Raw genomic sequence first — 21,620 nt, 5'->3', positions numbered from 1 at the left:
CCCTCAGCCGCAGCGCACGCCGCTGACCAGGCCCTTGTCGTCCACTTCGATGTTCAGGCGGTCGCCGAGGAATTCCATCGTGGCCACGTCGTTGGGCTTCATGACGCGCAGCTGGTGGGCACCGGCATCTTCCTGCGCCTGCTTGCCCAGCGCGTCGGCGTAGGCCTGGCCGACCAGGCTCTGCACCTGGCTGGCATCGCAGGTGCCGACCGGCGGTGCCTCGGTGGCCTTGCCGGCTTCGTCGGCGGGTGCCTTGGCGGCTTCGGCAGCCTGCTGGGCATGGGCCGTGGCCGAATCCTGTTCATCCAGCGCCGGTGCCTGGCAGGCGGTCAGGGCCAGCACGGCCGGCAGCAGCAGGGCGGAGAGCGAACGGGCGCGAATCGGGAACGACATCATGACTCCGGAAGGGATTGTGAAAGCCCGAGCATAGCGGCGAACCGATCCTCACGTGTTTGTCTTGTGTTATCGACAGGATCGCGGCAGCGCGGCAGCGACACTGCGCGCATGCCGACCCCCTCTACCCCCGAACGACAGGCCGCGCGCGCTGCGGGCCTGCGCTATGTCGATGACACCCAGCCGGGCATCAGCCGGCGCCGCGCCGGCAAGGGCTTCAGCTACCGCGATGCCGATGGCCACGCGGTGCGCGATGCCGCCACCCTGCAGCGCATCCGCGCGCTGGCGATTCCACCGGCCTATACCGCCGTATGGATCTGCGCCCACGCCAATGGCCATCTGCAGGCCACCGGCCGCGATGCCCGCGGGCGCAAGCAGTACCGCTACCACGCCGATTGGGCCGCAGTGCGCGACGCCGGCAAGTTCGACCGGGTGATCGCCTTTGGTGAAGCACTGCCCGCGCTGCGGCGCCGGCTCAGCCGCGATCTCAAGCACAGCGGCTTCCCCCGCGAAAAGGTGCTGGCGGTCGTGGTCGCGCTGCTGGCCGACACCCTGGTGCGGGTAGGCAATGAGTCCTACGCCAAGGAAAACAGATCCTTTGGCCTGACCACGCTGCGCAACCGGCACCTCGACCTGCTGCGCGGCGGGCGCGTACGGATGCGCTTCCGCGGCAAATCCGGGCAGCTGCACGAAGTGACGGTAGGTGACCGCCGGCTGGGCACGCTGGTGCGCGGCGTGCAGCAGTTGCCGGGCCAGGCGTTGTTCCAGTATCGCGACGACGACGGTGCCATCCAGCCGGTCGACTCCGGTGCGGTCAACGATTACCTACGCGAGGTGATGGGCGAGGAATTCACCGCCAAGGATTTCCGCACCTGGGGCGGCACCCTGGCCGCGGTGCAAGCGTTCGCGGCCACCGAGTTGCCCGAACCGGCCAGCCAGCGTGCGCTGGCCAAGGTACAGCGTGAGGTGGTGTGCAAGGTGGCGACCCAGTTGGGCAATACCCCTGCGGTGTGCCGCAAGGCCTACATCGACCCCTGCGTGTTCGCCGGCTGGGAGCGCGGTGAACTGGCGGAACTGGCCGGCCTGCGTGGGCCGCGCCAGTGGGAGCAGGCCACCCTGCGCGTGCTGCGCAGGGCGCGCCGGCTCAGCCGCAGACGTCAGCCGCAATAGATCGCGGTGATGTTGTTGGTGCGGCCCTTCTCGATGGTCAGGCGGTCACCGCCTTCGTGTGCCGGCGGCACGCGCGGGCCGTCATGGCGCAGCACCTGCACGTGCAGGCTGTCGCTGTCCACGCGCGCGCGCTCGACGGTTGCGGCGGAGGCGGCCAGGCCGAGCGCACCACGCACCCTGTCGCTGTGGCACTGACCGGAAATCACGCCGTCGATCGGCTGCACCTGGGCCACCGGCGTACTGCTGCAGGCGGCGAGGGCGAGACAGACGGCGGCGGTGGCGATGGCATGCTTCATGGAAGGATTCCTTGGTGTGGTTGCGTGCAGCGTGCGACGGCGCACGTGGTGGCGGAATGAACACCGTGCACATCGTGGATACGGTGCGCTCACCCCCGCCAACAGCCTGGGTGGAGACACTGCAGTCGCGGCGGATGCCGCCCCCGGTACTGCGGCGCACGCGCCCGGTAGTGCCGGCCGCTGGCCGGCGATCCCATTCCCCCCCCGAGGAGACCTGCATGGCCACCACCCGAAAGACCCCCGCCCGCCGCAAAGCCTCACCCAAGGTGCGCAAGGGCAGCACCGCGACCCAGACCGCTGCCGACCCCGCTCGCCCGCGGGTGGTGAAGACCGCAACCCGCAAGGCGGCGGCCGGTGATCCCCGCGCCGCCCGCGTTGCCGCCCGGCAGCGGCGCCTGCAGGACCAGGAAAAGGCCAAGGACGCACGCGCAGCCAAGAAGGCCACGAAAAAGACCGCGACCCAGGCCGGCGCACGCCGCCAGCCGGAGGCCATGCCGGCCCAGCAGCTGGCAAAGCCGGGGCACGAACACGAACTGGAGCTGGCACCGCGCTTCCTCGCGCCGGACTACACCGGCAGCGGCAAGCTGCAGGGCATGCGCGCGATCGTCACTGGCGGTGATTCCGGCATCGGCCGTGCTGTGGCCGTGCTGTTCGCACGCGAAGGCGCCGATGTGGCGGTCCTGCACCTGGACGAGGCCGAAGATGCCGACATCACCCGCCAGCACGTGGAGCGCGAAGGTGGCCGCTGTGTGGTGATCGCCGGTGACGTACGCGACCCGCGCTTCTGCAACAAGGCGGTCAAGCAGGTGGCCAAGGCCTTCGGTGGCATCGACATCCTGGTCAACAACGCCGCGTTCCAGCTGCACTGCGAGCGGCTGGAGGATCTGGAAGACGCGCACCTGCAGGAGACGCTGCAGACCAACATCGGCGGCTACATCCAGATGGCGCGTGCGGTACTGCCGCATCTGGGCGAGGGCGCCAGCATCATCAACACCGGCTCGGAAACCGGACTCTTCGGCAGCAAGGCGCTGATCGACTACTCGGCCACCAAGGGCGCGATCCATGCGTTCACCAAGGCCCTGGCCAGCCAGCTGCTGCCGCGCGGCATCCGGGTCAACTGCGTGGCGCCGGGGCCGGTATGGACGCCGCTGAACCCGGCCGACAAGCAGGCCGGGGATGTCGCCGAGTTCGGAAAGGACAGCGACATGGGCCGGCCTGCACAGCCTGAAGAGCTGTCACCGGCGTATGTGTTCCTGGCCTCGCCGGTCTGTGCAAGCTACATCAGCGGGGCGATCCTGCCGGTGATGGGTGGGCCGCGCGGCTGAGTCGTGTCGGTTCCCGCCTGGATCCGGCGGCAGCGAAGGTGTGCGGCCTGTCAAAGGCCCCACACCGTGCGATTGGTAGGCTGATCCTGTACCGACCATGTTCAAGGACCGACCATGCCCGAAATGGATATCAATGCCGCAGCCAACGAGGTCGTCGCCCTGCTGCGGCGGAACGATGCGCGTGCTGCCGCCACCCGCCTCCAGGCCCTGCACGACGGACAGAGCGCAGTGGTGCAGGAATCGCTGGATCGCTATATCTCGGCGCGTGCGGCCGCCGAGCTTGAGGGCTTGCGCCGGAACGGGGGCGTGGCCGCAGCGGATGCAGCTACGGTGAATCCGATGCTGGATCGCTTGGGCGAGGCGACGCGCCCGCCGCGGATGCCCGATGCTGCCGAGACAGCGGGATTGAGCCAGGCCCAGCAGTACGACGTTTATGGCAGCATCGTGGCCCAGCGCGGCAACATCGCAGCGAACGATGCAATGGCGACCCAGGACCGCGTGGTGCTGGGGTTGCGCGATGAGAACCGCACGACCGAGGCGCGCGGACGTGGCGTCTACGATGACCGCATCGTGGTGCTGTGGAAGGATGCGCAGGGCCGCGGCCACGTGCGCGAGTTCAACCAGGCCACGACCGAGCCGACCGCCCAGTACGACGGCCATGCCAAGACCGCGCCGCGCAGCCCGGGCTTTGGCAATGTGGCGCCGCGTACCAAGACCGAGGGCGAGGACGTCAACGGCGACCGGGTCAAGGATCTGGGGCGCCTGGGCGAGGGCACCATCGAGATGCGCGTGACCACCCATCCGCGCAATGGGCATCCCGATGAGTTCGCGCTGCGTCCTTCGCAGGACGCGATCACTGCGGGCGCCGGACGGGTGGAGCGCGACAGCAATGGCGATGGCTGGTTCGATGCGCGTGATACCCAGGGCGTGCAGGACCTCAACGACACCTTCAAGATCCATCGTGGCAGCCGTTCCAACACCGATTCGGCCGGTTGCCAGACCATCGGTGGCGGCGAGTATGACGACTTCGTGTCGACGGTGCGCGGCACGCCTGGGCAGAACCGCTGGCAGTACGTGCTGACCTCGGTTGCACCCGGCCAGACGCGCGAATTGGGGCAGGACGTGCCGCTCGCGGCCAACGAGGACCCCCGTCAGCCGCAGCATCGCGATCATGCCCTGCAGCAGCAGATCAGTACGCGCCTGCAGGCCCTGGGCGGACGCTACGCCGAGCATGCCGAGGACTACAGCCTGGTGATGCTGCGCGAAGCGAAGGCCGCGCGCATCACCCGGGTCGACCAGATCGTGGCCAGCAATCCCAGCGCCGGCCGTGCGGCTGGCGAGACACTGTTCCTGGTGCAGGGCAGCCCGGGCGATCCTGCGGCGCTGCGCGCAGGGGTCAATGCGGCCGAGGTGCGCGAGACCGCGGTGGAATCCAGCCTGCGCCAGCTGCAGCAGCAATCGCGCGAACAGGCTGCACCTGCGCCCGCGCCGGCACAGCAGCAGGACGCGCCGGCGATGGGAGGGCGTTGATCGATGATCCGATCGCAGTTGACGCCGAGCGTTCCATTGATGCTGCTGCTGGCCTGCAGTGCCTGCGCGCCCGCTGGAGAGCGCGTCGCGCCGGTGGCGCCCACTGCCAGCTCGGCCGCGAAACCGGAGGCCCTGCCTGCGCAGACCCTTCCCACGGATCGCGGACTGCCCGCATTGCCGAAGGCTTCCGGCAGCGGCCATCCCGGCGGCCGCTACGCTACGCTGCCCGAACCTGCCAGGCAGGTGCTGGCGCAGTTGAAGTGCAACGTGGAGAGCGCCAGCAAGGTGCAGGTGCTCTCCATTCCCGCGCAGGATGGCCAGCAGGATTTGATGGTTACTGATCGCAGCGGGCCGCGTTTCCGCTATTGGATGCGGTCGTTCTCCGGCAGTGGCGGTACCACCGGCTATCTGGTGCAGCTGCAGGGCTGCCCGGCAACCACCACGGGCATGCGCGCCTACATCGCACAGGGAGCCGCACCGCTGCAGGATGTCACCGCATCCATCCTGGCGCAGGCCGGATTGCCCGATGCGGCGACCATGACGGCCTACCAGGACAAGGGCGCGGGCGATCTGTTCGCCTTCATCGGCGTGCTGGACAAAGTGCCAGTACTGCGCTGGGTGGCCGAAGCCGACCCCGAACAGCCACTGGCCGCCGATGCACGCAGCTTCGACCATGGCAATGCCATCCACGGCGGTTTCCTGCACTGGAACCAGGATCACTTCGAAGTGGCCAGGGCCGTTCCCGCCGCGCTATGGCCCTGCGATGACAGCCCCTTGCGGCCGTGCAAGGCCGACCCGTTCGTGACGGGGCGTTGAGGCATCGCGCACATAGAAGTCGGCAATGCGCGGAATGAACTGCTGCGGATTGGCACCGACAAGATTGGTCAGCACCACGACCGCCACGCCGCGCTCGGGATAGACCACGAAGGCCGAGCGTGCCCCGCCGATGCCGGCCACCTGCAGGTCGGGTGAGGCGTTCAGCACCGGCCAGCCGCCGGCCCAGGCACCGGCGCGACCGTCGGCCAGGCGCTCGACGGTCCACATGCGCTGCCGGGCCGGGTCCTGCAGCAGGCGGCCTTCGGTCAGCGCGACCAGCCAGCGCGCGGTGTCGTCGGCGGTGGTGAGGATGCCGCCACCGGCCCACAGCGAAGGCGGTATGTCATAGAACCAGTGCGACAGGCGCGACGGCGCATCCGCCGCGTCGGTGGCACGCGGGGCCAGGCTGTACATCGTCGCCACATCCGGAATCAGGTCATAGCTGTCGCCGAAGGTGGTGCGCGCCATGCGTGCACTGCTGAACTGGCCGGTGGCCAGGAAGCGCTCGTAGGGCATGCCGGATAGCTGCGCGATGATCCTGGCCAGCAGCACGTAGTTGGTCTGGTTGTAGGCAAAACGCTGCCCGGGGGCCGCTTCGACAGGGCGCGCGGTGACTGCCGCCCATGCCTGTGCCTCGGAACCACCGCCAAGCAGTCCGTTCGCATCGAGGATGTCCGGAAGGCCTGAGGTATGCGCCAGCAACTGGCGCACGCGTACGTCTTTCCACGCAGGTGGAAGATCATCCAGGTAGCGCGACGCCGGCGCGTCCAGATCCAGCTGCCCCCGCTGTGCCAACTGTGCGGCGGCCACGCCGGTGAACGCCTTGGTGGCCGAATTGAGCGGGAAGCGGGTGTCGCGCGTGGCAGGCACGCCATTCTCGACGTTGGCCAGGCCATAGGCCTCTGACAGCACGATCTGTCCCTGCTTGACCACGGCGATCTGCAAGCCGGGGATGCGCTGTTCCAGCATGACCTGGCGGATCAGGCGGCGGGTCTGGTCGTTGGCCGGGTCGTGGCTGGCAGAGATGGCAGCGAAGGGCAGTGCACTGATGAGCATGAGCAGCACTCGGAGCGTGGGACGGAACATGCGGCATTCCACTGGGACGTTGCGGATCGGATGCAGACGGCGCGTCAAAGGTTTAAGGGCGCGGTGGTGCCTACCGTTCGTCGGCCCATGACTTCCGGGGGGTTGACTACAGTTGTCGTCACGCAGACAGTGGCGACACGTGTAGTCAAGGGAGTGGTGTCATGCGTGGCAAGACGATCGGGGACCAGGAGCTGGCCCTGCTGCAGTACATCGATGAACATGCGCCGGCCACGGTCGGCGAGGTCGCCAGTGGCTATGGGGAGGCCCGTGGGCTGGCCCGCTCCACCGTGCTGACGATGATGGAGCGACTGCGGGCGAAGGGGTATCTTCAGCGCCAGCAGCAGGACGGTGTCTACCGCTACCAGGCCACGCGTGGCCCGCAGAGCGTGCTGCAGGGCGCGGTGGCGCAGTTCGTCGACAACACCCTGCAGGGCTCGGTGTCGCCGTTCGTGGCCTACCTGTCGCAGCGCCAGCAGGTCAGCGACAACGAGCTGGCCGAACTGGAAGCGCTGGTTGCCCAACTCCAATCGCGCCGCCACGAGGGCTGAGCCATGGACACCACGATGCTGATCCCGATGTTGGAACGGCTGGGCTGGACCAGCCTGCAGACCGTGCTGCTGGTGGCCCTGGTGTATGGCGTATGCCGCGCGCTGCCGTCGCTGTCGGCGGCGACCCGCTGCCGCCTGTGGTGGCTGGTCTCGCTGCAGGCTGTGCTCGGCCTGTTCTGGAGCCAGCCGTTGCAGCTGGCCTGGCTGCCGGCGCCGCAGGCGGTGGCGATGAGCGCGACCGATGTGGCCGCCGACATGGTCTACCCGCTGGCCCCGGAGGCCTCGGCACAGCTGTTGGCCGCAATGCCGATGCCCGCCGCGGATGTGCCGGCGGTGGCATGGTGGGCCGTCGCACTGGCCACGCTGTGGATGTCCGGCGTGCTGCTGATGGCCCTGCGTACCTTCGGTGAGTGGCGTCGCTGCCGCGCGCTGCTGGCAGCGGCCTATCCCTGCGAGGACGAGGCGCTGGTGCAGGCCCTGCAGCTGGCCTCCGATGCGCACGGCGTGCGTCCTGCGCCGCGGTTGTGGATGAGCACGCAGGTGGACGCACCGCAGCTGGTCGGGCCGTTCCGCCCGGTGCTGCTGCTGCCGGCGGGCGACAACGCCCTGCAGGGCGACGCGCTGGACCTGGCCCTGACCCACGAACTGCAGCACCTGCAGCGGCGTGACCTGCAATGGGGCCTGCTGCCTGCACTGGCCCAGCACCTGTTCTTCTTCCACCCGCTGCTGCGCCTGTCGGTGCGTGAATATGCACAGGCGCGCGAGGAAGCGGTGGATGCAGCGGTGGTTGGCCAGCACGGTGCCAGCCGCCAGGCCTATGGCCGTCTGCTGCTGCAGCTGGGCGTGGCACCGCAGCCGCATCTGGGCGTGGCCAGTGCCGCACCGGATACCACCAGCCTCAAGCGCCGCCTGCTCTCGCTGCAGTCGCGCCGGTCCTGCCCGCGCATCCTGGCGATGGCGTTGACTGCGGTGGTGCTGGTGGTGGGCGTGGCGCCGATGCGGCTGGTCGCAGCGCCGGTGCCGCCGGCACCGCCCGCGCCTCCTGCGGCGCCGAAGGTCGTGCCGCCGCCGCCGCCGAAGGCTCCGAAAGCGCCGCCCGCACCGCCTTCGTCCGCGCGCGTTCCGGCCGTGCCGGTGGCGCCCGCGCCGCCCGCCGAGCCGGCTGATGTCGAGGCGTTGTCAGGTCCGGACGATGCGGATGTGGCGGTCGACGTGGATGCGGATGTCGATGTCGATACCGGCATGCACAGTGAACACACGACCTCCCGCACCACTTCCATCACCACCTACGGCCGCCTGGACCTGGGCAAATCGCCGCCGGAGGCCTTCGTGCTGGTAGATGGCGATTCGACCTTCGCCAACGGCGGCATGGACGACGTGACGGTGGCCCGCAGACAGCTCGGCAAGGGCCCGGCGCTGTGGTTCCGCAAGGGCGACAAGCGCTACGTGGTGCGAGACCCGATGATGATCCAGAGCCTGCAGCGTGCCTACAGCGGCGCGGCGGATCTGGGCCGCCAGCAGAGCGAACTGGGCCGCCAACAGAGTGCGCTGGGTCGCCAGCAGGGCGAACTCGGCAGGCAGATGGGCGAGATGGGCCGCCTGCAGGGCGAGGAGGCGCGCCGCATGGCACTGGCCGCTGCCGAGGCTGCGCGCAGCGCGGTGGCCGCGCATGACATCAACCGCGAAGCGGCGGCAGAAGCGGCGAAGGCGGCGCGGAGCGCGACCAACGATGCGGCCATTGCACGTGAGGCTGCACGTGAGGCTGCTGCAGAGGCACGTCGTGCGATGCAGAAAGTGGACAACGAAACCGCGCGGGCCACCCACACCCGCGGCATGCAGCGCCTGGCCAGCCAGCAGTCTGAACTGGACAGCCGCCAGGCGGCGCTGGGCAGCCGGCAGGCTGCGTTGGGTGAGCGTCAGGCACGCGTGCATGAGCAGGCGTCGCGGCAGGCGCAGCAGGTGATCGCGCGCGCACTGGCCAGCGGTAAGGCCGAGCGACTCTGACTGGTAGTGCCGGCCGCTGGCCGGCAATGTGGGGTGCCGGCCAGTGGCCGGCACCCACTGGGTTGATCAACCGCAGCTGGCGCGCTCGATCCGGTTCTGACCGTCCACCTGCACCGTCACGCGGTCCTGGCGGAAGTCCATGGTTACCGCCATGCCCGGCTTGACCACGCGCGCGTTGCGGGCACCGCTGTCGGCGACCAGTTTCTTGATGGTGGCCTCGTCGGCGGTCTTGCCGGTGAAGGCTTCCAGCGCTTCCGGCCTGCATTCGTGGGCGGCATCGGCCACCGGTGCCGGTGCGGCATCGTGGGTGGTGCTGCTGCCGGCGTGGTTGCAGGCGGCCAGCGGCAGGATGGCGAGCAGGGCAAGCGGATTGAGGCGCATCGTCGGGCTCCAGGCGTGGATGGTGGCGGCAGTGTCACCGCTGCCACCGTCAGGGCATGTCAACGCGGCCCTTGGCCATTACTGCCCGACCAGCGCCAGTGTTTCGCGCTCGCGCTGCTCCTCGCGCACCAGTCGCTGCAGCAGCAGGGCCAGGGTGACCACGTCCTGATGGTTGTGGTCGGCCACCCGACGCAGGTTCACCGCATCGCCGCCGCGCAGGAAACGCAGCCATGCGCCCGGGGCTTCGGAGCCAGGCAGGTCATCCTCGCGCACCACGCGCAGCAGCTGGCGCTCAATGGTGGACAGCTTGCAGTTCTCCCACGTGCCGCGATAGCGGCGGCGGGTCGGGTAGAGCAGGTCGACGTGATCCAGCGCGCTGATCGGGCAACGCTGGCGGGCCAGCCGGTAGCGCGTCTTCAGCAGCGGCGCATCGTAGCTGCGCCCGTTGTAGCTGCAGAACACGGTGGACGGCTGCAGCCAGCGGGCGAAGGTGGCCAGCATCGCGTCCTCGGCGGCCATCGTCGACATCAGCAACTGGCGGATGCGCAGGCCTTCGCCACGCTGCGGGCACACATGCCAGTCGGCGGCGCCGATCATGAAGGCGCGGGTGCCAGTGCCGCCGGCCAGGCCGGTGGTCTCGGTATCGAAGAACAGCAGGTCGCGCGCGGCGACGTGCTCGTGCTCGCGCCTGGCGAAAGCCAGGGAAAGCGGTTCCGCGGGAATCGATTGCGGCTGCAGCGACTCGATCAGGAACAGTCCCGGCGCGATTTCCTCGCCGGGGAGCTGGCGATCCTGGGCACTGGCGCGTGCCGGTGCGGCTCCACCACGCGAGCGCAGGCCGAGCAGGCGGTGCAGGCTGCCCACTTCCGGTCGACGCAACGGTGCGGCGGCCGTCACAGGCGCGGCAGCGCCGGTCGGCTTGTGGCGGATTTCCTGTTCGACCCAGGCGAACACCGAGCGCTCCGCCGGTGGCTGCCGTGCATCGTTGGCGGCTACCGGGGCCGGCGCCGGGGGGGGCGGCTCGGGTGCCACCGGCGTGACTGCTTTCGGGTCGCCGGCCTGCTTCCGCAGCAGGCGCAGCTTGTCCAGGCTCAGGCTCACGGTGCCAGCAGCTCCATCGGCTCGCGCGTGGTCACCACCACGTCGCGCACGTGCTGGCAGGCTTCTGCGTCGAACAGGTCGAGCACGCGCAGCGCCAGCGCGCGCGGCGAGGTTTCATCTTCCTCCTGTGCAGCCAGCACCGGGCCGACACAGGCCGGGCAACCGGCCTTGCAGTCGCAACGCTGCACCAGTTCGCGCGCGCGCTGCACCAGCTCGGCCTGGCGCTGCCACAGCGGCTCGCTCAGGCCAACGCCGCCAGGAAAGTTGTCGTACAGATAAACGGTCGGCACGAACTCCTGCAGCAGCTCCACCGCGCCAGGGTCGCCTTCGCTGCCGCGCAGCTGGCCACGGCCGCTCTGGTCGGCGATCGCGAACCAGGCACCATCGCCGTTGCCGACTGACTTCTGCAGATCGCGCGCATCGGCCATCACCGCCACGGTGGCGACGATGTGCAGGGCATACGCGGCGCCAAGGAAGCCATCCAGCGCATCCTGCTTGCTGGCGAACGCGCGCAGCAGCAGCGCCTGCGGCAGCTGCCACCACACCGCAGTGGTGTGCAGTTCCTGGTCGGGCAGGTTAACCGGCCCATAGCCGATGTTCTCGTGGGTGTAATAGCGGATCTTCTTGTAGCCGGCCACGCGACGCACCACGTGCACTTCGCCATGGTGCGAATCGCCACGGCCGGCCACGCCACCGTCGAAACGGTCCAGCACCTTGAGCTTGGTGAAGTCGATGCTGTCGGTGTAGTAATCCACATGGGTGCGGGTGACATAGGCCTTGCGGCCGTCCCAGTCCAGCGTCTCCACCTGGTAGGGCGTGGACTGCACCATGTGGATGGCGCCTTCGTACAGGGTGAGTGCGGCGGCGGAATAATCGACCTCGGCGATGATCTGCTGGCGGCCGTCGCTGCGGTCGACCACCACGAAGTTGCCGTCGGCCACCGCGCGCAGGCTCACCGCGTTGGCCGGATAGCTGTCGGCGATCCATTCCCAGCGCTCGCCTTCGCGGTGGATGACTTCGGTTTCGGCCAGCGCTTCCAGGAACACTTCCGGATCGATCGGGCCGAAGCCATCGCCAACCCGGAACGGCAGTTCGAAGGCTGCGCAGCGGATGTGGTCGAACAGGATCAGCGGCTGGTCAGGTGCAATGCGTGCATGTTCGGGCGAGGCCTCGGCGAAGAAGTCCGGATGCCGCACCACGTACTGGTCCAGCGGCTGCGAGCTGGCCACCATCACCCCCAGCGCGGGCTGCTGGCGGCGACCGGCGCGGCCGAAGCGCTGCCAGGTGGCGGCCACGCTGCCGGGATAGCCATTGAGAATGACCACGTCCAGGCTGCCGATATCCACGCCCAGTTCCAGCGCCGACGTGCTGACGATGCCGTCGATGTTGCCGGCGCGCATCGCACGCTCGGTCTCGCGGCGCTCGGTGGGCAGGTAGCCGCCACGGTAGGCGCGGATGCGCGGCGGCTTGCGCGGGTCGTGGTCGAAGATGTCCTTCAGGTACTTGGTCAGCACTTCGACCATCAACCGGGTCTGCGCGAACACCAGGGTCTTCAGCCCGGACTTGATCGCGATGCGCGCGATGCGGTTGCTCTGCGAGCGTGCCGAGGCGCGCAGGCCCAGGTCCGGATTGATCACCGGCGGGTTCCACAGCAGTACCTGTTTCGGTCCGCTGGGCGCACCGGATTCGGTGATCGCGGTGACCGGTGCCTCGATCAACGCCTCGGCATGCGCCTGCGGATTGCCGATGGTGGCCGAGCACAGGATGAACTGCGGTTGCACGCCGTAGAACGCGCAGATGCGCTTGAGCCGGCGCAGCACGTTGGTGACGTGGCTGCCGAACACGCCGCGGTAGGTGTGTACTTCGTCGATGACGATGTAGCGCAGGTTCTCGAAGAACTGCGCCCACTTGGTGTGATGCGGCAGGATCGCCTGGTGCAGCATGTCCGGGTTGGACACCACGATGTCGCCATGCAGGCGGATCGCCTGGCGCGCATCACCCGGGGTATCGCCATCGAAGGTGAAGGCCTTGACGCCCAGATCGCCGGCACGGTTGAGTTCCAGCAGCTCGGCCACCTGGTCCTGTGCCAGCGCCTTGGTCGGGAACAGGTACAGCGCCTTGGCCTTGTCCTGCATCGCCGCGCTGACCACGGGCAGGGTGTAGCACAGCGACTTGCCGCTGGCGGTGGGGGTGACGATGGCCACGTGCTCACCAAGCTGGCTGGCCTCCCAGGCCTCGGCCTGGTGGCTGTAGAGCTGCTCGATGCCGCGTGCCTTCAGGGCCGCGGCCAGGGCCGGCGGTACCGCATCGGGAATGGGGGCGTAGCGGCCCTCGCGGCCGGGAATGGCAAAGCTGCCGGTGATGCGGTCCTGGTAGCGGCGCTGCAGGCGCGCGCTGAGCAGGGCGCCGTCACGGGCGGGCAGGCCATCGCGGGTGGCGAGCTTCTGCTCGGCATCGGCGGTGCGCTTGGCGAGTTCGTAAGCCATGGAAAGTGGAGCCGGGACGGATTGCGAGGGGTCACATGGCACCACATCCACGTCTCAGGATGTGAGACATCGCACACGGAGGGCGTGAACCGTTCAGTGCTCGCGTCCCGTGGCGCCGCCGCATCTCCCCTGGCTGAACAGCTGCCAGTGCAGCAACGAAATCTGAAGCCGGCATCCGTATCCTTGGGCGCTGGACGCAACCAACAGGGCGGATGGCTGTGGCACGACGTGTAACGCAGGGAGCACTCCTGGCCGGCATGCTGCTGGCCGGCATCGCGCAGGCGCAGCAGGCCGCGCCGGTGTCGGTGCCCGATCCTGCACCCGTTCCCCCTGCTGATGCCCCGGCGGCAACCACCGCGCCGATTTCCACCACCCTGCCGCAGGACAATGTCACCACCCTCGGCGAAGTGCGTGCGCTCAAGCCCGACGACGAGCCGCTGGACCTGTACCGCTTCAAGAATCCGGTGAAGTTCGGTGACAACCGCTTCAGCCGCGACTGGAGCGAACCGCCATCGCCGGAGCAGGTCAGCATGGGCGGCGGCTACATCATGATGGGCGTGGTCAAGGGCGTGCTGGCGGCGGGTCGGGGCCTGAACAAGCTCACCGGTGGCCCCGACCAGATCCAGTCCGCCATTGCCCGGCCACCGCCTGAGCTCAGTGCCGAACAGCGGCAGCGTGCGCTGCGGTTCTCCCAGCAGCAGGATGCCGGTGATGCACCGCCGGTGAAGTAGGCCGGTATATCCTGCCGGTTCCTCAACCGATAGCGCTGCCATGTTCCTGCGTTCGTTCTGCCTGCTGGCTGCATTGCTGCCCGCGTCCGCCTTTGCTGCCGGCATCGCCGGTGATGGCGCGTGCCGCAATGGCGCGTTCCCCTCCGAACAGAGCCGGTTCGCGCTGGCGCGGGTGGTCGACGCACCGCGCCTGTATCTGCTCGGCGACATGGACGGGTGCCCCGCCAAGGGCGAACCGGCCTGCCGCCAGCGCAGCTATGTGGTCAACGGCGATACGGTGGTGACCGGTCGCGACCTTGGCCGCTACCGCTGTGCGTTCTTCCCGAACAAGGTGGGTGGCAGCGCCGGCTGGGTGGACCGCAGCAAGCTGCAGCCGTTGCCGGTGGCCGTGCCAACGCTGCAGGACTGGGTGGGCCACTGGAAAGACGGCGACAACGGCCTGCGCATCACCGTGCAGGCTGGACAACTGCATGTGGATGGCGACGCCTACTGGCCTTCTGCCAACCCCACGCCGGAACAGCGCCCGTATGGCCCGAACATGGGCCAGGTGGAAGCGCGCGCGACGCCGCGTGGTGCTGATGTCGAGTTCGTCGAGGACACGTGCCGGGTGCGCGTGCACTCGCTGGGCGAGGTGCTGATCGTGGCCGACAACAGCGAATGCGGTGGCATGAACGTGCGCTTCAACGGCGTTTACCGGCGCGCGGGGAAACGCTGAAGGACGCATGACGGAGGGGGTCAGAGCCCTTTCGTGGGCGAAAGGGATCCGACCCCGGGTCAGCGCCGCCGCTCCAGCCACCACAGCAGCGAAGCGCACACCGTGAACGCCAGCCACCAGGGCCAGCGCGAGCCCGGCACGGGCTGCATCATCGCCGTGTTCGTCGGCCCGCTGACGGCCAGCGCCCGCGTGGTTGCATCGATCATCGCCTGCTGGTGCAGTGCAGGTGCGGCCTTCGGGTCGAACACATAGCGCCAGACCATGGTGTCGCCGTGCTGCAGGCGCTGCCAACCCGCCTCGCGCGGCCACCAGCCGGCGCAGCGCAGGGTCGACGTTGCGCCGTCGACGATCAGGGGCACGCTGTCTCCGCGCGCGTTGAAGACCTGCAGTGGCGCCTGCACGCCGCACAGCGCCTGCCGTTCGCCCGCCCAGCCGAGCGTCTGCGGCGACCACAGCGCATCACCGCTGCCCTGCGCACGCGCCAGCGTGGCGACTACGCTGCTCCAGAGTTCACCGTGGCGATCATCGCGCCCGGCCAGCACCCAGCGCCAGCTGTCGGTGATCGGCAGCAGGCCGATGCGACCCTTGCCGGCAGCGCGCCAGCCGCCGACGGCCTTGCCCGTCCCATCCCGCAGCAGGGCGTTGCTGCCTGGCGCCTGCAGCGCCAGTGCTTCCAGCGCGGGCAGGGGCGCACTGTGCGAGCTGCGGTCAGCCTCCTCGCCGTAGCCGGTTGGCAGCGTTCCGGCGGCGAGCGGGCCGCGTCGTGCGGCGAGGACCGCGCTGTCGCCATCGCCGGGAAGTTCGAGGGCGTGGCTGCTGCCATCGCCCTGCACCGGCAGGCCCAGATCCTGCAGGCGCTGGCGCGCGCCGGCTGCAGGTGCGCCTGCACTACGCAACAGAACGCCAAGGCCGTCGCGCAACGCCTGCCGCACGGCAGCCAGCTGGCCGGCACTCAATGCGGTCAGGCTGCGCTCGTCCAGCAGCAACAGATCGCTGCGCGCGAGTGACGCTGCATCCAGCGCGACCGCGCCATCCCCCACGCTGACACCTGCCCCGGTATCGGCCTGTACCTGCACGCGGATGCCGGTATCGGCGGCCCAGCGGCGCAGGTACTTCAGCTCCGGGCCCGGCGCACTGGCACGCACCAGCATGCGCAGCGGTGCCGCCGGCAGGGTCTGCTGCGGTACCGGCGCGCTGTCCACCACATGACCGTCGGCATCGAGCAGGCGCAGCTGGAACACGCTGCGGCCCTCGGCGCGGGCGATGCCGCTGAGCTGCACGTGACCGTCCTCGGCAACGTCCACGCGATCGACCACGCTGTCGGCGGGGTCAAGCAGTTCCGCCTTGGCCTTGGCGACGCCGCGCGCCTGTGCATGCACGTCGAAGCGTGCGCCGGGCGCGGTGTCGACGGGTGGCTGCAGCGCGATCCACCCGCGCGTCGGAGCTACCGGCTGCCAGCGCACGTCGCGTGGCAGTACCGCGTCGCGGTCACGCGCGACCAGGCCGGCACCGACCAGCGTCAGCGTGGAAGCCGGATGCTGGCGCAGCGCCGTGGCCAGGTCCGGCACGCGCTGGCCCCCAGGCACATCGGCAGCCTCCGGCAACAGCAGCCGTGGGCCTGCGCTGGCCGGCAGCGCGCCGGCCTTGTCGGCATCGATTCCCAGCACGACCAGGCCGACCGCGGGTTGCTGGCCGGTGGGCGGGACCAGGCAGAAGTACAGCAGCGTGGCAGCGATCAGCTGCAGCGCAATCACGATCCACTGGCGGCCACGACGCGCGGCATTGCCACGCAGCTGGCGCACGCTGGCGATGACCACGATCAGGGCGAGTGCCAGCGCAATCCACAGGTTCACAGCGGAGGCGTTCATGGCTGTGCCTCCAGCGCATCAAGGTACCGCTGCCCCATCGCATCGGCGGCACTGCGCCGCATCGCCTGCGGCAATGGACGCTGCAGCGCCCGCCACAGCTGCGCGCGCAGGCGCTGGCGGCAGTCGCGGCAACCGGGTTCGATGCGCAGCTGCTCGATGGCGGCAGCCAGATCGAGTGCGTCGGGCAGGTAGGCGGCATTGCGCTGCTGCCAGCTGGCGAGTGCGTCGAGGTCGGGCACGCTGGTGTCATCGCCGAGGCGCTGCCACGCTTCGACGATGGCCGGGTCGGGCGGCGTGCGTGCGGCCAGCGGCAGTTCACGGCTGGCCAGCCCAGCGCGATCGCCACCCAGACGGCGCCCTTCATCGATCGGCGGCAGCTCCGGCCCCACCCGCGCCAGATAGATGCGTTCGGCCTGCTGCACCTGCTTGATGAACCCCAGTGCCTTGTAGGCGAACGGCAGTGCCTGCTCCGGACGGCCCTGGCGCAGCTCGCCTTCGGCCGACCACATCTGGTCCAGCGCGGCCTTCAGCGTGGCGCGGGTCTGTGGGTCGAGCAGGGTCGCGGCCTCGGCATGGTCGTGGGTGTGGCCGTACTCCGACAGCACATCGGTGGCGCTGCCGAACACCGGTGGCGCATCGGCATTGGACGCCTTGCCGCCGTGGTCGTGGCCATGCGCGTCGTGCGCACCGGCCTCGGCGCCATGGTCGTGATCGTGTTCGTCGTCGTGGCTGTCTGCGGTCGGCGCATCGCTGGTGGGCAGGTCGCTGGTCGGCGGTGGCTTCGGTGCACCTTCGCTTTCTTCGCCCAGGAACTGGCCATAGCGCAGGCGCAGGATGCGCTGGTCGACACCGATCGCATCGCTGCGTTTCACGAAGTCCTCGGCGGCGAGGCTGCGTCGCTGCCGGATCAGCGCTTCGGCATCGATGATGATCTGCCGCTGGCTGCGGAAATAGGCCGGCAGGGTCTTCTTGATGCGGCCTTCCAGTTCGGCACCGAGTGCAACCTCGGCGCTGGGCAGGCGCAGGATCACGCTGCTGCTGCGCCCGGTCTGCGGTGTTGGCGCGTGGTTGTCGCGCACTTCCAGCTGGGCGATGACATCGTTGCCCGGTTGCGCGCCCAGCGCAGCCAGATCAAGCGTGTGGGCGAAACGCCGCGCGGTGGCTTCGCCGCTGCCGGCAAGCGTCACGCTGCGTTTCACGAAGGTGATGTTCTCACCGCTGCCCTGGGTGGTGGTGATCGACAGCGTTGCCTGCGCGGCTACGCCATAGTCGTCGGTGGCCTCGAAGCGCAACGACCACTGGCGTTGCCCGGGCGTGCCCAGCACCAGGCTGGCGGCCGGCTCCAGCACGCGTACGCCGGGCGCGCGGTCGGCGACCACGTCCAGACGATGCAGGTCGGTTCCGGCCAACGCCGGCTCGCTCACCACGCGGTACAGCACCGGCGTGCGCGCCACATCCTGTGCCTGCCACTGGCCATCGTGTTCGTTCAGCGGCAACCGGCGACCATCGTGGAACTGCAGCCATGCCTTGTCCGGTGCGCGATCGAAGCGCAACGACCACGACAGCCGGCTGTCGGCGGCGACCTTGGCATCCAGTGCGTTCTGGGTGAGCGTGGCTTGGCCGGTATAGGCCGGCGCGTCGATGCGCATGCGGGTGGACTGCAGGTGCAGTGGGCCCGCGGCAGCCGTGCTGCCAGGCGCCGCCGCACGGACCGGCGCGGAGCCGGGGCTGGAACGTGGCCAGCCGAATGCCAGCGCAACGATGGCCAGGCCTGCGATCCAGCACAGCGCCAATGCTCCACGCGGCCAGCGCGGACGCAGTTCCGGCATCGCGCGTTCCAGCGTGGCCAGCACATGCGCGCGCTGGCGCTGCTGCAGCGGATTGAGGGTAAGCGCATCGGCAAACAGCAGGTCGGCACTGTCCTCACTGGCGCCGCTGCCATCGAGCTGGCGCTGCAACCACTGCGGGTCTAGCTGGCGGGAGCGTGCCGTGGCGAGCGCTGCGCAGGCAAGCAGGCCGATGGTGCCGATCACGCAGGCGATATCGAAGCCCGCCAGGCGCAGCGCCAGCACCGTTGCGGCCAGCGCCCACGGCAGGCCCAGCAGCAGGGTGACGAGCGCACGGCGGCGGCGCGCGTGCTGCCAGGCGAGCTGCAGGGTGTTCATGCGGGCCCCCTGCGTCGATGACTGCTGGCCATCCAGCGTTCCAGCGCGAACAGCAGCACGATGGCCAGCAGCAACCACGGGGTGAGCTTGCGCAGCGGCGGCGTTGCCGCAGGCAGTGCTGCCTGGCGGGGGGCCTGGTCCCGGGCATCGCCGAGGCGTGGCAGCGGAGGCGGCTGCAGAGCCAGCAGCAGCGCGCGTGGCAACTGTGGATCGCGCAGCGCAGCGTTGCCTGAGGCATCCCAGTCGCCGGGCAGAGACAGCAGGACACCGTGGCCGATGCGTTGCTGCCACAGCAGCGGGGAGCCCTCGGTGTTGCGCAGCAGGATGCTGGCCTCGGCGGCAGGCTTGCCGGCAGTCACTACACGTCCACCGTCCTGCAGCCACGCCTGCCAGTTCGCCGGCAGTGCGCCAGTGCGGCTCCACACGCCGATCTCGCCGCGTTCGGGCAGCGCATCCGCCACCAGAGGCGCGAGCGGCGCCTGCCTGCCCCACGCGCGCTGCAGTGCATTCAACCAGTGCTGGACGGCGGCCGAAGCATCGCTGTGCACGCGCAGGCGCGGCAACGTTGCGGCACTCGGTTGCTCACTCACCGGTATCGGCTGCGGACGCCACTGCACCTCGCGCGACAGCTGCAGGCGTGCGCCGTCCAGGCCGGGCAGGGGATCGGGAACGTGCACGGTCAATGCGGTGCCCGCAGGCAGCTGTGCGTCCAGTTCGCGCAGCAGGCTGGGCAGGGAAGCCGTGGACGCGGGTGGCACTTGATCAATGGCCGGGAAGCCGGGCGCCAGCCAATGCCAGTTGCCCGCTTCGGCGGTGCCGCGTAGTGCGGTCGCGTCCAGCCCTGGGGCTACGACCGTCCACGCAGTGGGGGCTGGCGCAGGCCCGGTCAATGCAGGTCGTGCCAGCAGCAAGGCCAACGCGGCAAGCAACAGCAGGCGCACCAGCAGCAACGGCCAGTCATCGAAGCGGATGCGCTGGCGCGGCCGGATCTGTGCACGCAGCCAGCGCAGCGCGGCGAAATCCAGCGGTGTGTACGGATGGCGGCGGGCGAGGTGGATCAGCAGCGGCAGCAACCCTGCAGCGAGCGCGGCCAGGCCCAACGGGAACAGCAGGGTCATGCGCCGCCCCTGCGGCCAAACAGTGCCTGCAGTGGTTGGTCCAGCGGTTGGTCGAGCCAGCCAGTGGCACTGGCGATGCCGCTGGCCTGCAGGCGCGACTGCAATGCGTTGCGTGCGTCAGCGAAGCGTTGCAGGTAGTCGGTGCGGATCGCCGCGCCATCGCCCAGCAGTTCCTCGCCGGTCTCCGGATCGCGGAAGCGATGGCCTGCGTCGAAGGGAAAGTCACGCTCGTCGGCGGTTAGGATCTGCAGCAGTGCCACTTCGCGGCGTGCGCTGGCCAGTTGTTCCAGCAGCACAATGCCGGCCTCGTCAAAACCGTCGCCGATCGCCAGCAGCAGGTCGCCCGGGCGCACGCGCTCCCACAGCGGGCGCAGGCGATCGGCCACAGGCCAGCCGCCACGCGCCTGCAGCGCATGCAGTTGCAGGTGCACGCGATCACGCTGGCGTGCGCCGTTCGCTGCGGGCACCAACTGCAGTCCATCGCCATTGATCGCCAGCAGGCCGAAACGGTCGCCCTGCTGCAGGGCCAGTTCCACCACGCAGGCGGCCACACCGCGCATGTGGTCCAGGCGGGTGCGCTGCGGTGCCGCGCGATCGGCCTGGCCGGCCGAGGCGGTGGCATCAAGCAGCAGCCAGACCGTGATCGGGCTTTCGCGTTCGGATTCGCGCACGAAGAAGCGGTCCGAGCGTGCATACAGCTTCCAGTCGATCTGGCGCAGCTCATCGCCTGGTTCGTAGGCACGGTACTGGGCGAATTCGAGGCCGGCACCGCGGCTGCGGCTGGCGTGCTGGCCGATGCCACTGGCGCCACTGGCCAGGCGTGGCCGCACGCGGAGCGTGCGCAGGCGCGCACGCAGTTCCGGTGGCAAGGTCAGCGGGGTACCGGCGTTCACGCGTGGCTCAACCCGGGAACGGCACAGCCTGCAGCAGGGCGGCGACCACGTCGTCGGCACGCTTCTGCTCGGCCTCGGCGGCGAACGACAGCAGCAGGCGATGGCGCATCACCGGCGCGGCCAGCGCCTGCACATCCTCGCGGGTGGCGGCAAAGCGGCCCTGCAGCAATGCGCGCGCTTTTGCCGCCAGCACCAGCGACTGCCCGGCGCGCGGACCCGCGCCCCACTTCACCCACTGGTTGATCGCGGCGGGTGCGCCTTCGCCTGGGCGGCTGGCGCGCACCAGGCGGGTGATCCAGGCCAGCACATCCGGGCTGACATGCACTAGGCGTACGGCGGCCTGCAGCGCGATCACCGCCTCTGCATCCATCACCTTCGGCACCGCGTCGTTGGCGCCGCCGGTGGTCTGTTCCAGGATCTGCCGCTCCTCGTCCTCGCTGGGGTAATCCACCAGCACGTGCAGCAGGAAGCGGTCCAGCTGCGCTTCCGGCAGCGGGTAAGTACCCGCCTGCTCGATCGGGTTCTGTGTGGCCAGCACGAAGAACGGCGCCGGCAGTGCGTAGGTGGTGCCGGCGTAGCTGACCGTGCGTTCCTGCATCGCTTCCAGCAGTGCGGCCTGGGTCTTGGGCGGGGTGCGGTTGAGTTCGTCTGCCAACAGCAGGTGGGTGAAGATCGGGCCCTGCTGGAAACGGAAATGGCGATGGCCGGTGCCGTGGTCTTCCTCCAGCAGTTCGGTGCCGAGGATGTCGCTGGGCATCAGGTCGGGGGTGAACTGCACGCGCCGGAACTGCAGTTCCAGCGCCTGCCCGAGCGAGCGCACCAGCAGGGTTTTGCCGAGCCCGGGCGCGCCTTCCAGCAGGCAGTGGCCGCCGGCCAGCAGGCCGATCAGCAGCTGCTCGACCACGGTGTGCTGGCCCACCACGGCGCGTGCAAGCGCGGCGCGCAGCGCATCCAGGCGTGGCAACAGGGAATCGAGGTCGGGGGAAGTCATGGG

19 protein-coding genes are annotated in these 21,620 nt (G+C 69.5%); 8 read left to right on the top strand and 11 right to left on the bottom strand.

The window, feature by feature from the left end:
- Positions 1–3 precede the first annotated feature (3 nt).
- Positions 4–393, bottom strand: a complete 390-nt coding sequence (locus tag AC5P7I_RS16325; protein WP_014035471.1) for an I78 family peptidase inhibitor — start codon at positions 391–393, stop codon at positions 4–6.
- 111 nt (positions 394–504) lie between these two features.
- Between AC5P7I_RS16325 and AC5P7I_RS16320 the strand changes: the two genes are divergently transcribed.
- The gene (locus AC5P7I_RS16320) at positions 505–1,563 is read left to right on the top strand and encodes a DNA topoisomerase IB (RefSeq protein ID WP_014645460.1); all 1,059 of its coding nucleotides are present in this window, start codon (positions 505–507) and stop codon (positions 1,561–1,563) included.
- Here AC5P7I_RS16320 and AC5P7I_RS16315 read toward each other — a convergent pair.
- The gene (locus tag AC5P7I_RS16315) at positions 1,551–1,859 is read right to left on the bottom strand and encodes a hypothetical protein (RefSeq protein WP_014645461.1); all 309 of its coding nucleotides are present in this window, start codon (positions 1,857–1,859) and stop codon (positions 1,551–1,553) included. The genes AC5P7I_RS16320 and AC5P7I_RS16315 overlap by 13 nt on opposite strands.
- 218 nt (positions 1,860–2,077) lie before the next feature.
- Between AC5P7I_RS16315 and AC5P7I_RS16310 the strand changes: the two genes are divergently transcribed.
- The 3 genes from AC5P7I_RS16310 (at position 2,078) to AC5P7I_RS16300 (ending at position 5,530) form a co-directional block, all read left to right on the top strand.
- A complete protein-coding gene (locus AC5P7I_RS16310; RefSeq protein ID WP_014645462.1) occupies positions 2,078–3,184 on the top strand; it encodes an SDR family oxidoreductase in 1,107 nt (368 codons plus the stop codon).
- 114 nt (positions 3,185–3,298) lie between these two features.
- Positions 3,299–4,714 carry an XVIPCD domain-containing protein gene (locus AC5P7I_RS16305; RefSeq protein ID WP_164077875.1) on the top strand — a complete coding sequence of 472 codons (1,416 nt, stop codon included), beginning with the start codon at positions 3,299–3,301 and terminating at the stop codon, positions 4,712–4,714.
- A 3-nt stretch (positions 4,715–4,717) separates the two neighbouring features.
- Positions 4,718–5,530: a hypothetical protein gene (locus AC5P7I_RS16300; RefSeq protein WP_241884650.1), complete on the top strand. Its 813-nt coding sequence runs from the start codon at positions 4,718–4,720 to the stop codon at positions 5,528–5,530.
- Here AC5P7I_RS16300 and AC5P7I_RS16295 read toward each other — a convergent pair.
- Positions 5,465–6,586, bottom strand: coding sequence for a serine hydrolase domain-containing protein (locus AC5P7I_RS16295; protein ID WP_262087907.1), 1,122 nt, complete (start codon positions 6,584–6,586; stop codon positions 5,465–5,467). The genes AC5P7I_RS16300 and AC5P7I_RS16295 overlap by 66 nt on opposite strands.
- 191 nt (positions 6,587–6,777) lie before the next feature.
- On the opposite strand from AC5P7I_RS16295, the gene AC5P7I_RS16290 reads away from it, so the two are divergent.
- Complete coding sequence (locus tag AC5P7I_RS16290; RefSeq protein ID WP_014645465.1) at positions 6,778–7,164, top strand: BlaI/MecI/CopY family transcriptional regulator; 387 nt, start codon at positions 6,778–6,780, stop codon at positions 7,162–7,164.
- A gap of 3 nt (positions 7,165–7,167) precedes the next feature.
- On the top strand, positions 7,168–9,168 hold the full coding sequence (locus AC5P7I_RS16285; protein ID WP_262087908.1) for a M56 family metallopeptidase: 2,001 nt from the start codon (positions 7,168–7,170) through the stop codon (positions 9,166–9,168).
- A 66-nt stretch (positions 9,169–9,234) separates the two neighbouring features.
- On the opposite strand, the gene AC5P7I_RS16280 is transcribed toward AC5P7I_RS16285, so the two are convergent.
- The 3 genes from AC5P7I_RS16280 to AC5P7I_RS16270 all read right to left on the bottom strand — a co-directional run bounded on the left by AC5P7I_RS16280 (position 9,235) and on the right by AC5P7I_RS16270 (position 13,136).
- Entirely contained in the window at positions 9,235–9,549 is a 315-nt protein-coding gene (locus AC5P7I_RS16280; RefSeq protein ID WP_046427725.1) for an I78 family peptidase inhibitor, read from the bottom strand.
- 78 nt (positions 9,550–9,627) lie between these two features.
- Positions 9,628–10,650 carry a ribonuclease H-like domain-containing protein gene (locus AC5P7I_RS16275; RefSeq protein WP_014645467.1) on the bottom strand — a complete coding sequence of 341 codons (1,023 nt, stop codon included), beginning with the start codon at positions 10,648–10,650 and terminating at the stop codon, positions 9,628–9,630.
- Positions 10,647–13,136 (bottom strand): DEAD/DEAH box helicase, encoded by a 2,490-nt coding sequence (locus tag AC5P7I_RS16270; protein WP_046427727.1) that lies wholly within the window; start codon positions 13,134–13,136, stop codon positions 10,647–10,649. The genes AC5P7I_RS16275 and AC5P7I_RS16270 overlap by 4 nt, the downstream gene beginning before the upstream one ends.
- 212 nt (positions 13,137–13,348) lie before the next feature.
- Between AC5P7I_RS16270 and AC5P7I_RS16265 the strand changes: the two genes are divergently transcribed.
- Positions 13,349–13,867 carry a hypothetical protein gene (locus AC5P7I_RS16265; RefSeq protein WP_262087909.1) on the top strand — a complete coding sequence of 173 codons (519 nt, stop codon included), beginning with the start codon at positions 13,349–13,351 and terminating at the stop codon, positions 13,865–13,867.
- A gap of 40 nt (positions 13,868–13,907) precedes the next feature.
- Positions 13,908–14,582 (top strand): hypothetical protein, encoded by a 675-nt coding sequence (locus AC5P7I_RS16260; protein WP_075075912.1) that lies wholly within the window; start codon positions 13,908–13,910, stop codon positions 14,580–14,582.
- Between the two features lie 59 nt (positions 14,583–14,641).
- On the opposite strand, the gene AC5P7I_RS16255 is transcribed toward AC5P7I_RS16260, so the two are convergent.
- From AC5P7I_RS16255 to AC5P7I_RS16235, 5 genes are read right to left on the bottom strand one after another with little or no spacing between them, the layout of a single operon-like run.
- Positions 14,642–16,450 (bottom strand): hypothetical protein, encoded by a 1,809-nt coding sequence (locus AC5P7I_RS16255; protein WP_075075911.1) that lies wholly within the window; start codon positions 16,448–16,450, stop codon positions 14,642–14,644.
- Positions 16,447–18,615: a hypothetical protein gene (locus AC5P7I_RS16250; RefSeq protein ID WP_075075910.1), complete on the bottom strand. Its 2,169-nt coding sequence runs from the start codon at positions 18,613–18,615 to the stop codon at positions 16,447–16,449. The genes AC5P7I_RS16255 and AC5P7I_RS16250 overlap by 4 nt, the downstream gene beginning before the upstream one ends.
- Positions 18,612–19,733, bottom strand: coding sequence for a BatA domain-containing protein (locus tag AC5P7I_RS16245; RefSeq protein WP_075075909.1), 1,122 nt, complete (start codon positions 19,731–19,733; stop codon positions 18,612–18,614). Before AC5P7I_RS16245 ends, AC5P7I_RS16250 begins: the two co-directional genes overlap by 4 nt.
- Positions 19,730–20,626, bottom strand: coding sequence for a DUF58 domain-containing protein (locus AC5P7I_RS16240; protein WP_032957604.1), 897 nt, complete (start codon positions 20,624–20,626; stop codon positions 19,730–19,732). Before AC5P7I_RS16240 ends, AC5P7I_RS16245 begins: the two co-directional genes overlap by 4 nt.
- Before the next feature lie 7 nt (positions 20,627–20,633).
- Entirely contained in the window at positions 20,634–21,617 is a 984-nt protein-coding gene (locus AC5P7I_RS16235) for an AAA family ATPase (protein WP_075075908.1), read from the bottom strand.
- Positions 21,618–21,620 lie beyond the last annotated feature (3 nt).

Source organism: Stenotrophomonas sp. YJH_SMC_138, assembly GCF_059369855.1.
This window is presented reverse-complemented; position numbering and strand designations above follow the sequence as displayed.

What these genes read in the sequence shown, in the direction of transcription:
- AC5P7I_RS16325 (WP_014035471.1), bottom strand. Translation starts at nt 393, where the DNA reads ATGTCGTTCCCGATTCGCGCCCGTTCGCTCTCCGCCCTGCTGCTGCCG.
- AC5P7I_RS16320 (WP_014645460.1), top strand. Translation starts at nt 505, where the DNA reads ATGCCGACCCCCTCTACCCCCGAACGACAGGCCGCGCGCGCTGCGGGC.
- AC5P7I_RS16315 (WP_014645461.1), bottom strand. Translation starts at nt 1,859, where the DNA reads ATGAAGCATGCCATCGCCACCGCCGCCGTCTGTCTCGCCCTCGCCGCC.
- AC5P7I_RS16310 (WP_014645462.1), top strand. Translation starts at nt 2,078, where the DNA reads ATGGCCACCACCCGAAAGACCCCCGCCCGCCGCAAAGCCTCACCCAAG.
- AC5P7I_RS16305 (WP_164077875.1), top strand. Translation starts at nt 3,299, where the DNA reads ATGCCCGAAATGGATATCAATGCCGCAGCCAACGAGGTCGTCGCCCTG.
- AC5P7I_RS16300 (WP_241884650.1), top strand. Translation starts at nt 4,718, where the DNA reads ATGATCCGATCGCAGTTGACGCCGAGCGTTCCATTGATGCTGCTGCTG.
- AC5P7I_RS16295 (WP_262087907.1), bottom strand. Translation starts at nt 6,586, where the DNA reads ATGCTCATCAGTGCACTGCCCTTCGCTGCCATCTCTGCCAGCCACGAC.
- AC5P7I_RS16290 (WP_014645465.1), top strand. Translation starts at nt 6,778, where the DNA reads ATGCGTGGCAAGACGATCGGGGACCAGGAGCTGGCCCTGCTGCAGTAC.
- AC5P7I_RS16285 (WP_262087908.1), top strand. Translation starts at nt 7,168, where the DNA reads ATGGACACCACGATGCTGATCCCGATGTTGGAACGGCTGGGCTGGACC.
- AC5P7I_RS16280 (WP_046427725.1), bottom strand. Translation starts at nt 9,549, where the DNA reads ATGCGCCTCAATCCGCTTGCCCTGCTCGCCATCCTGCCGCTGGCCGCC.
- AC5P7I_RS16270 (WP_046427727.1), bottom strand. Translation starts at nt 13,136, where the DNA reads ATGGCTTACGAACTCGCCAAGCGCACCGCCGATGCCGAGCAGAAGCTC.
- AC5P7I_RS16265 (WP_262087909.1), top strand. Translation starts at nt 13,349, where the DNA reads ATGGCTGTGGCACGACGTGTAACGCAGGGAGCACTCCTGGCCGGCATG.
- AC5P7I_RS16260 (WP_075075912.1), top strand. Translation starts at nt 13,908, where the DNA reads ATGTTCCTGCGTTCGTTCTGCCTGCTGGCTGCATTGCTGCCCGCGTCC.
- AC5P7I_RS16255 (WP_075075911.1), bottom strand. Translation starts at nt 16,450, where the DNA reads ATGAACGCCTCCGCTGTGAACCTGTGGATTGCGCTGGCACTCGCCCTG.
- AC5P7I_RS16250 (WP_075075910.1), bottom strand. Translation starts at nt 18,615, where the DNA reads ATGAACACCCTGCAGCTCGCCTGGCAGCACGCGCGCCGCCGCCGTGCG.
- AC5P7I_RS16245 (WP_075075909.1), bottom strand. Translation starts at nt 19,733, where the DNA reads ATGACCCTGCTGTTCCCGTTGGGCCTGGCCGCGCTCGCTGCAGGGTTG.
- AC5P7I_RS16235 (WP_075075908.1), bottom strand. Translation starts at nt 21,617, where the DNA reads ATGACTTCCCCCGACCTCGATTCCCTGTTGCCACGCCTGGATGCGCTG.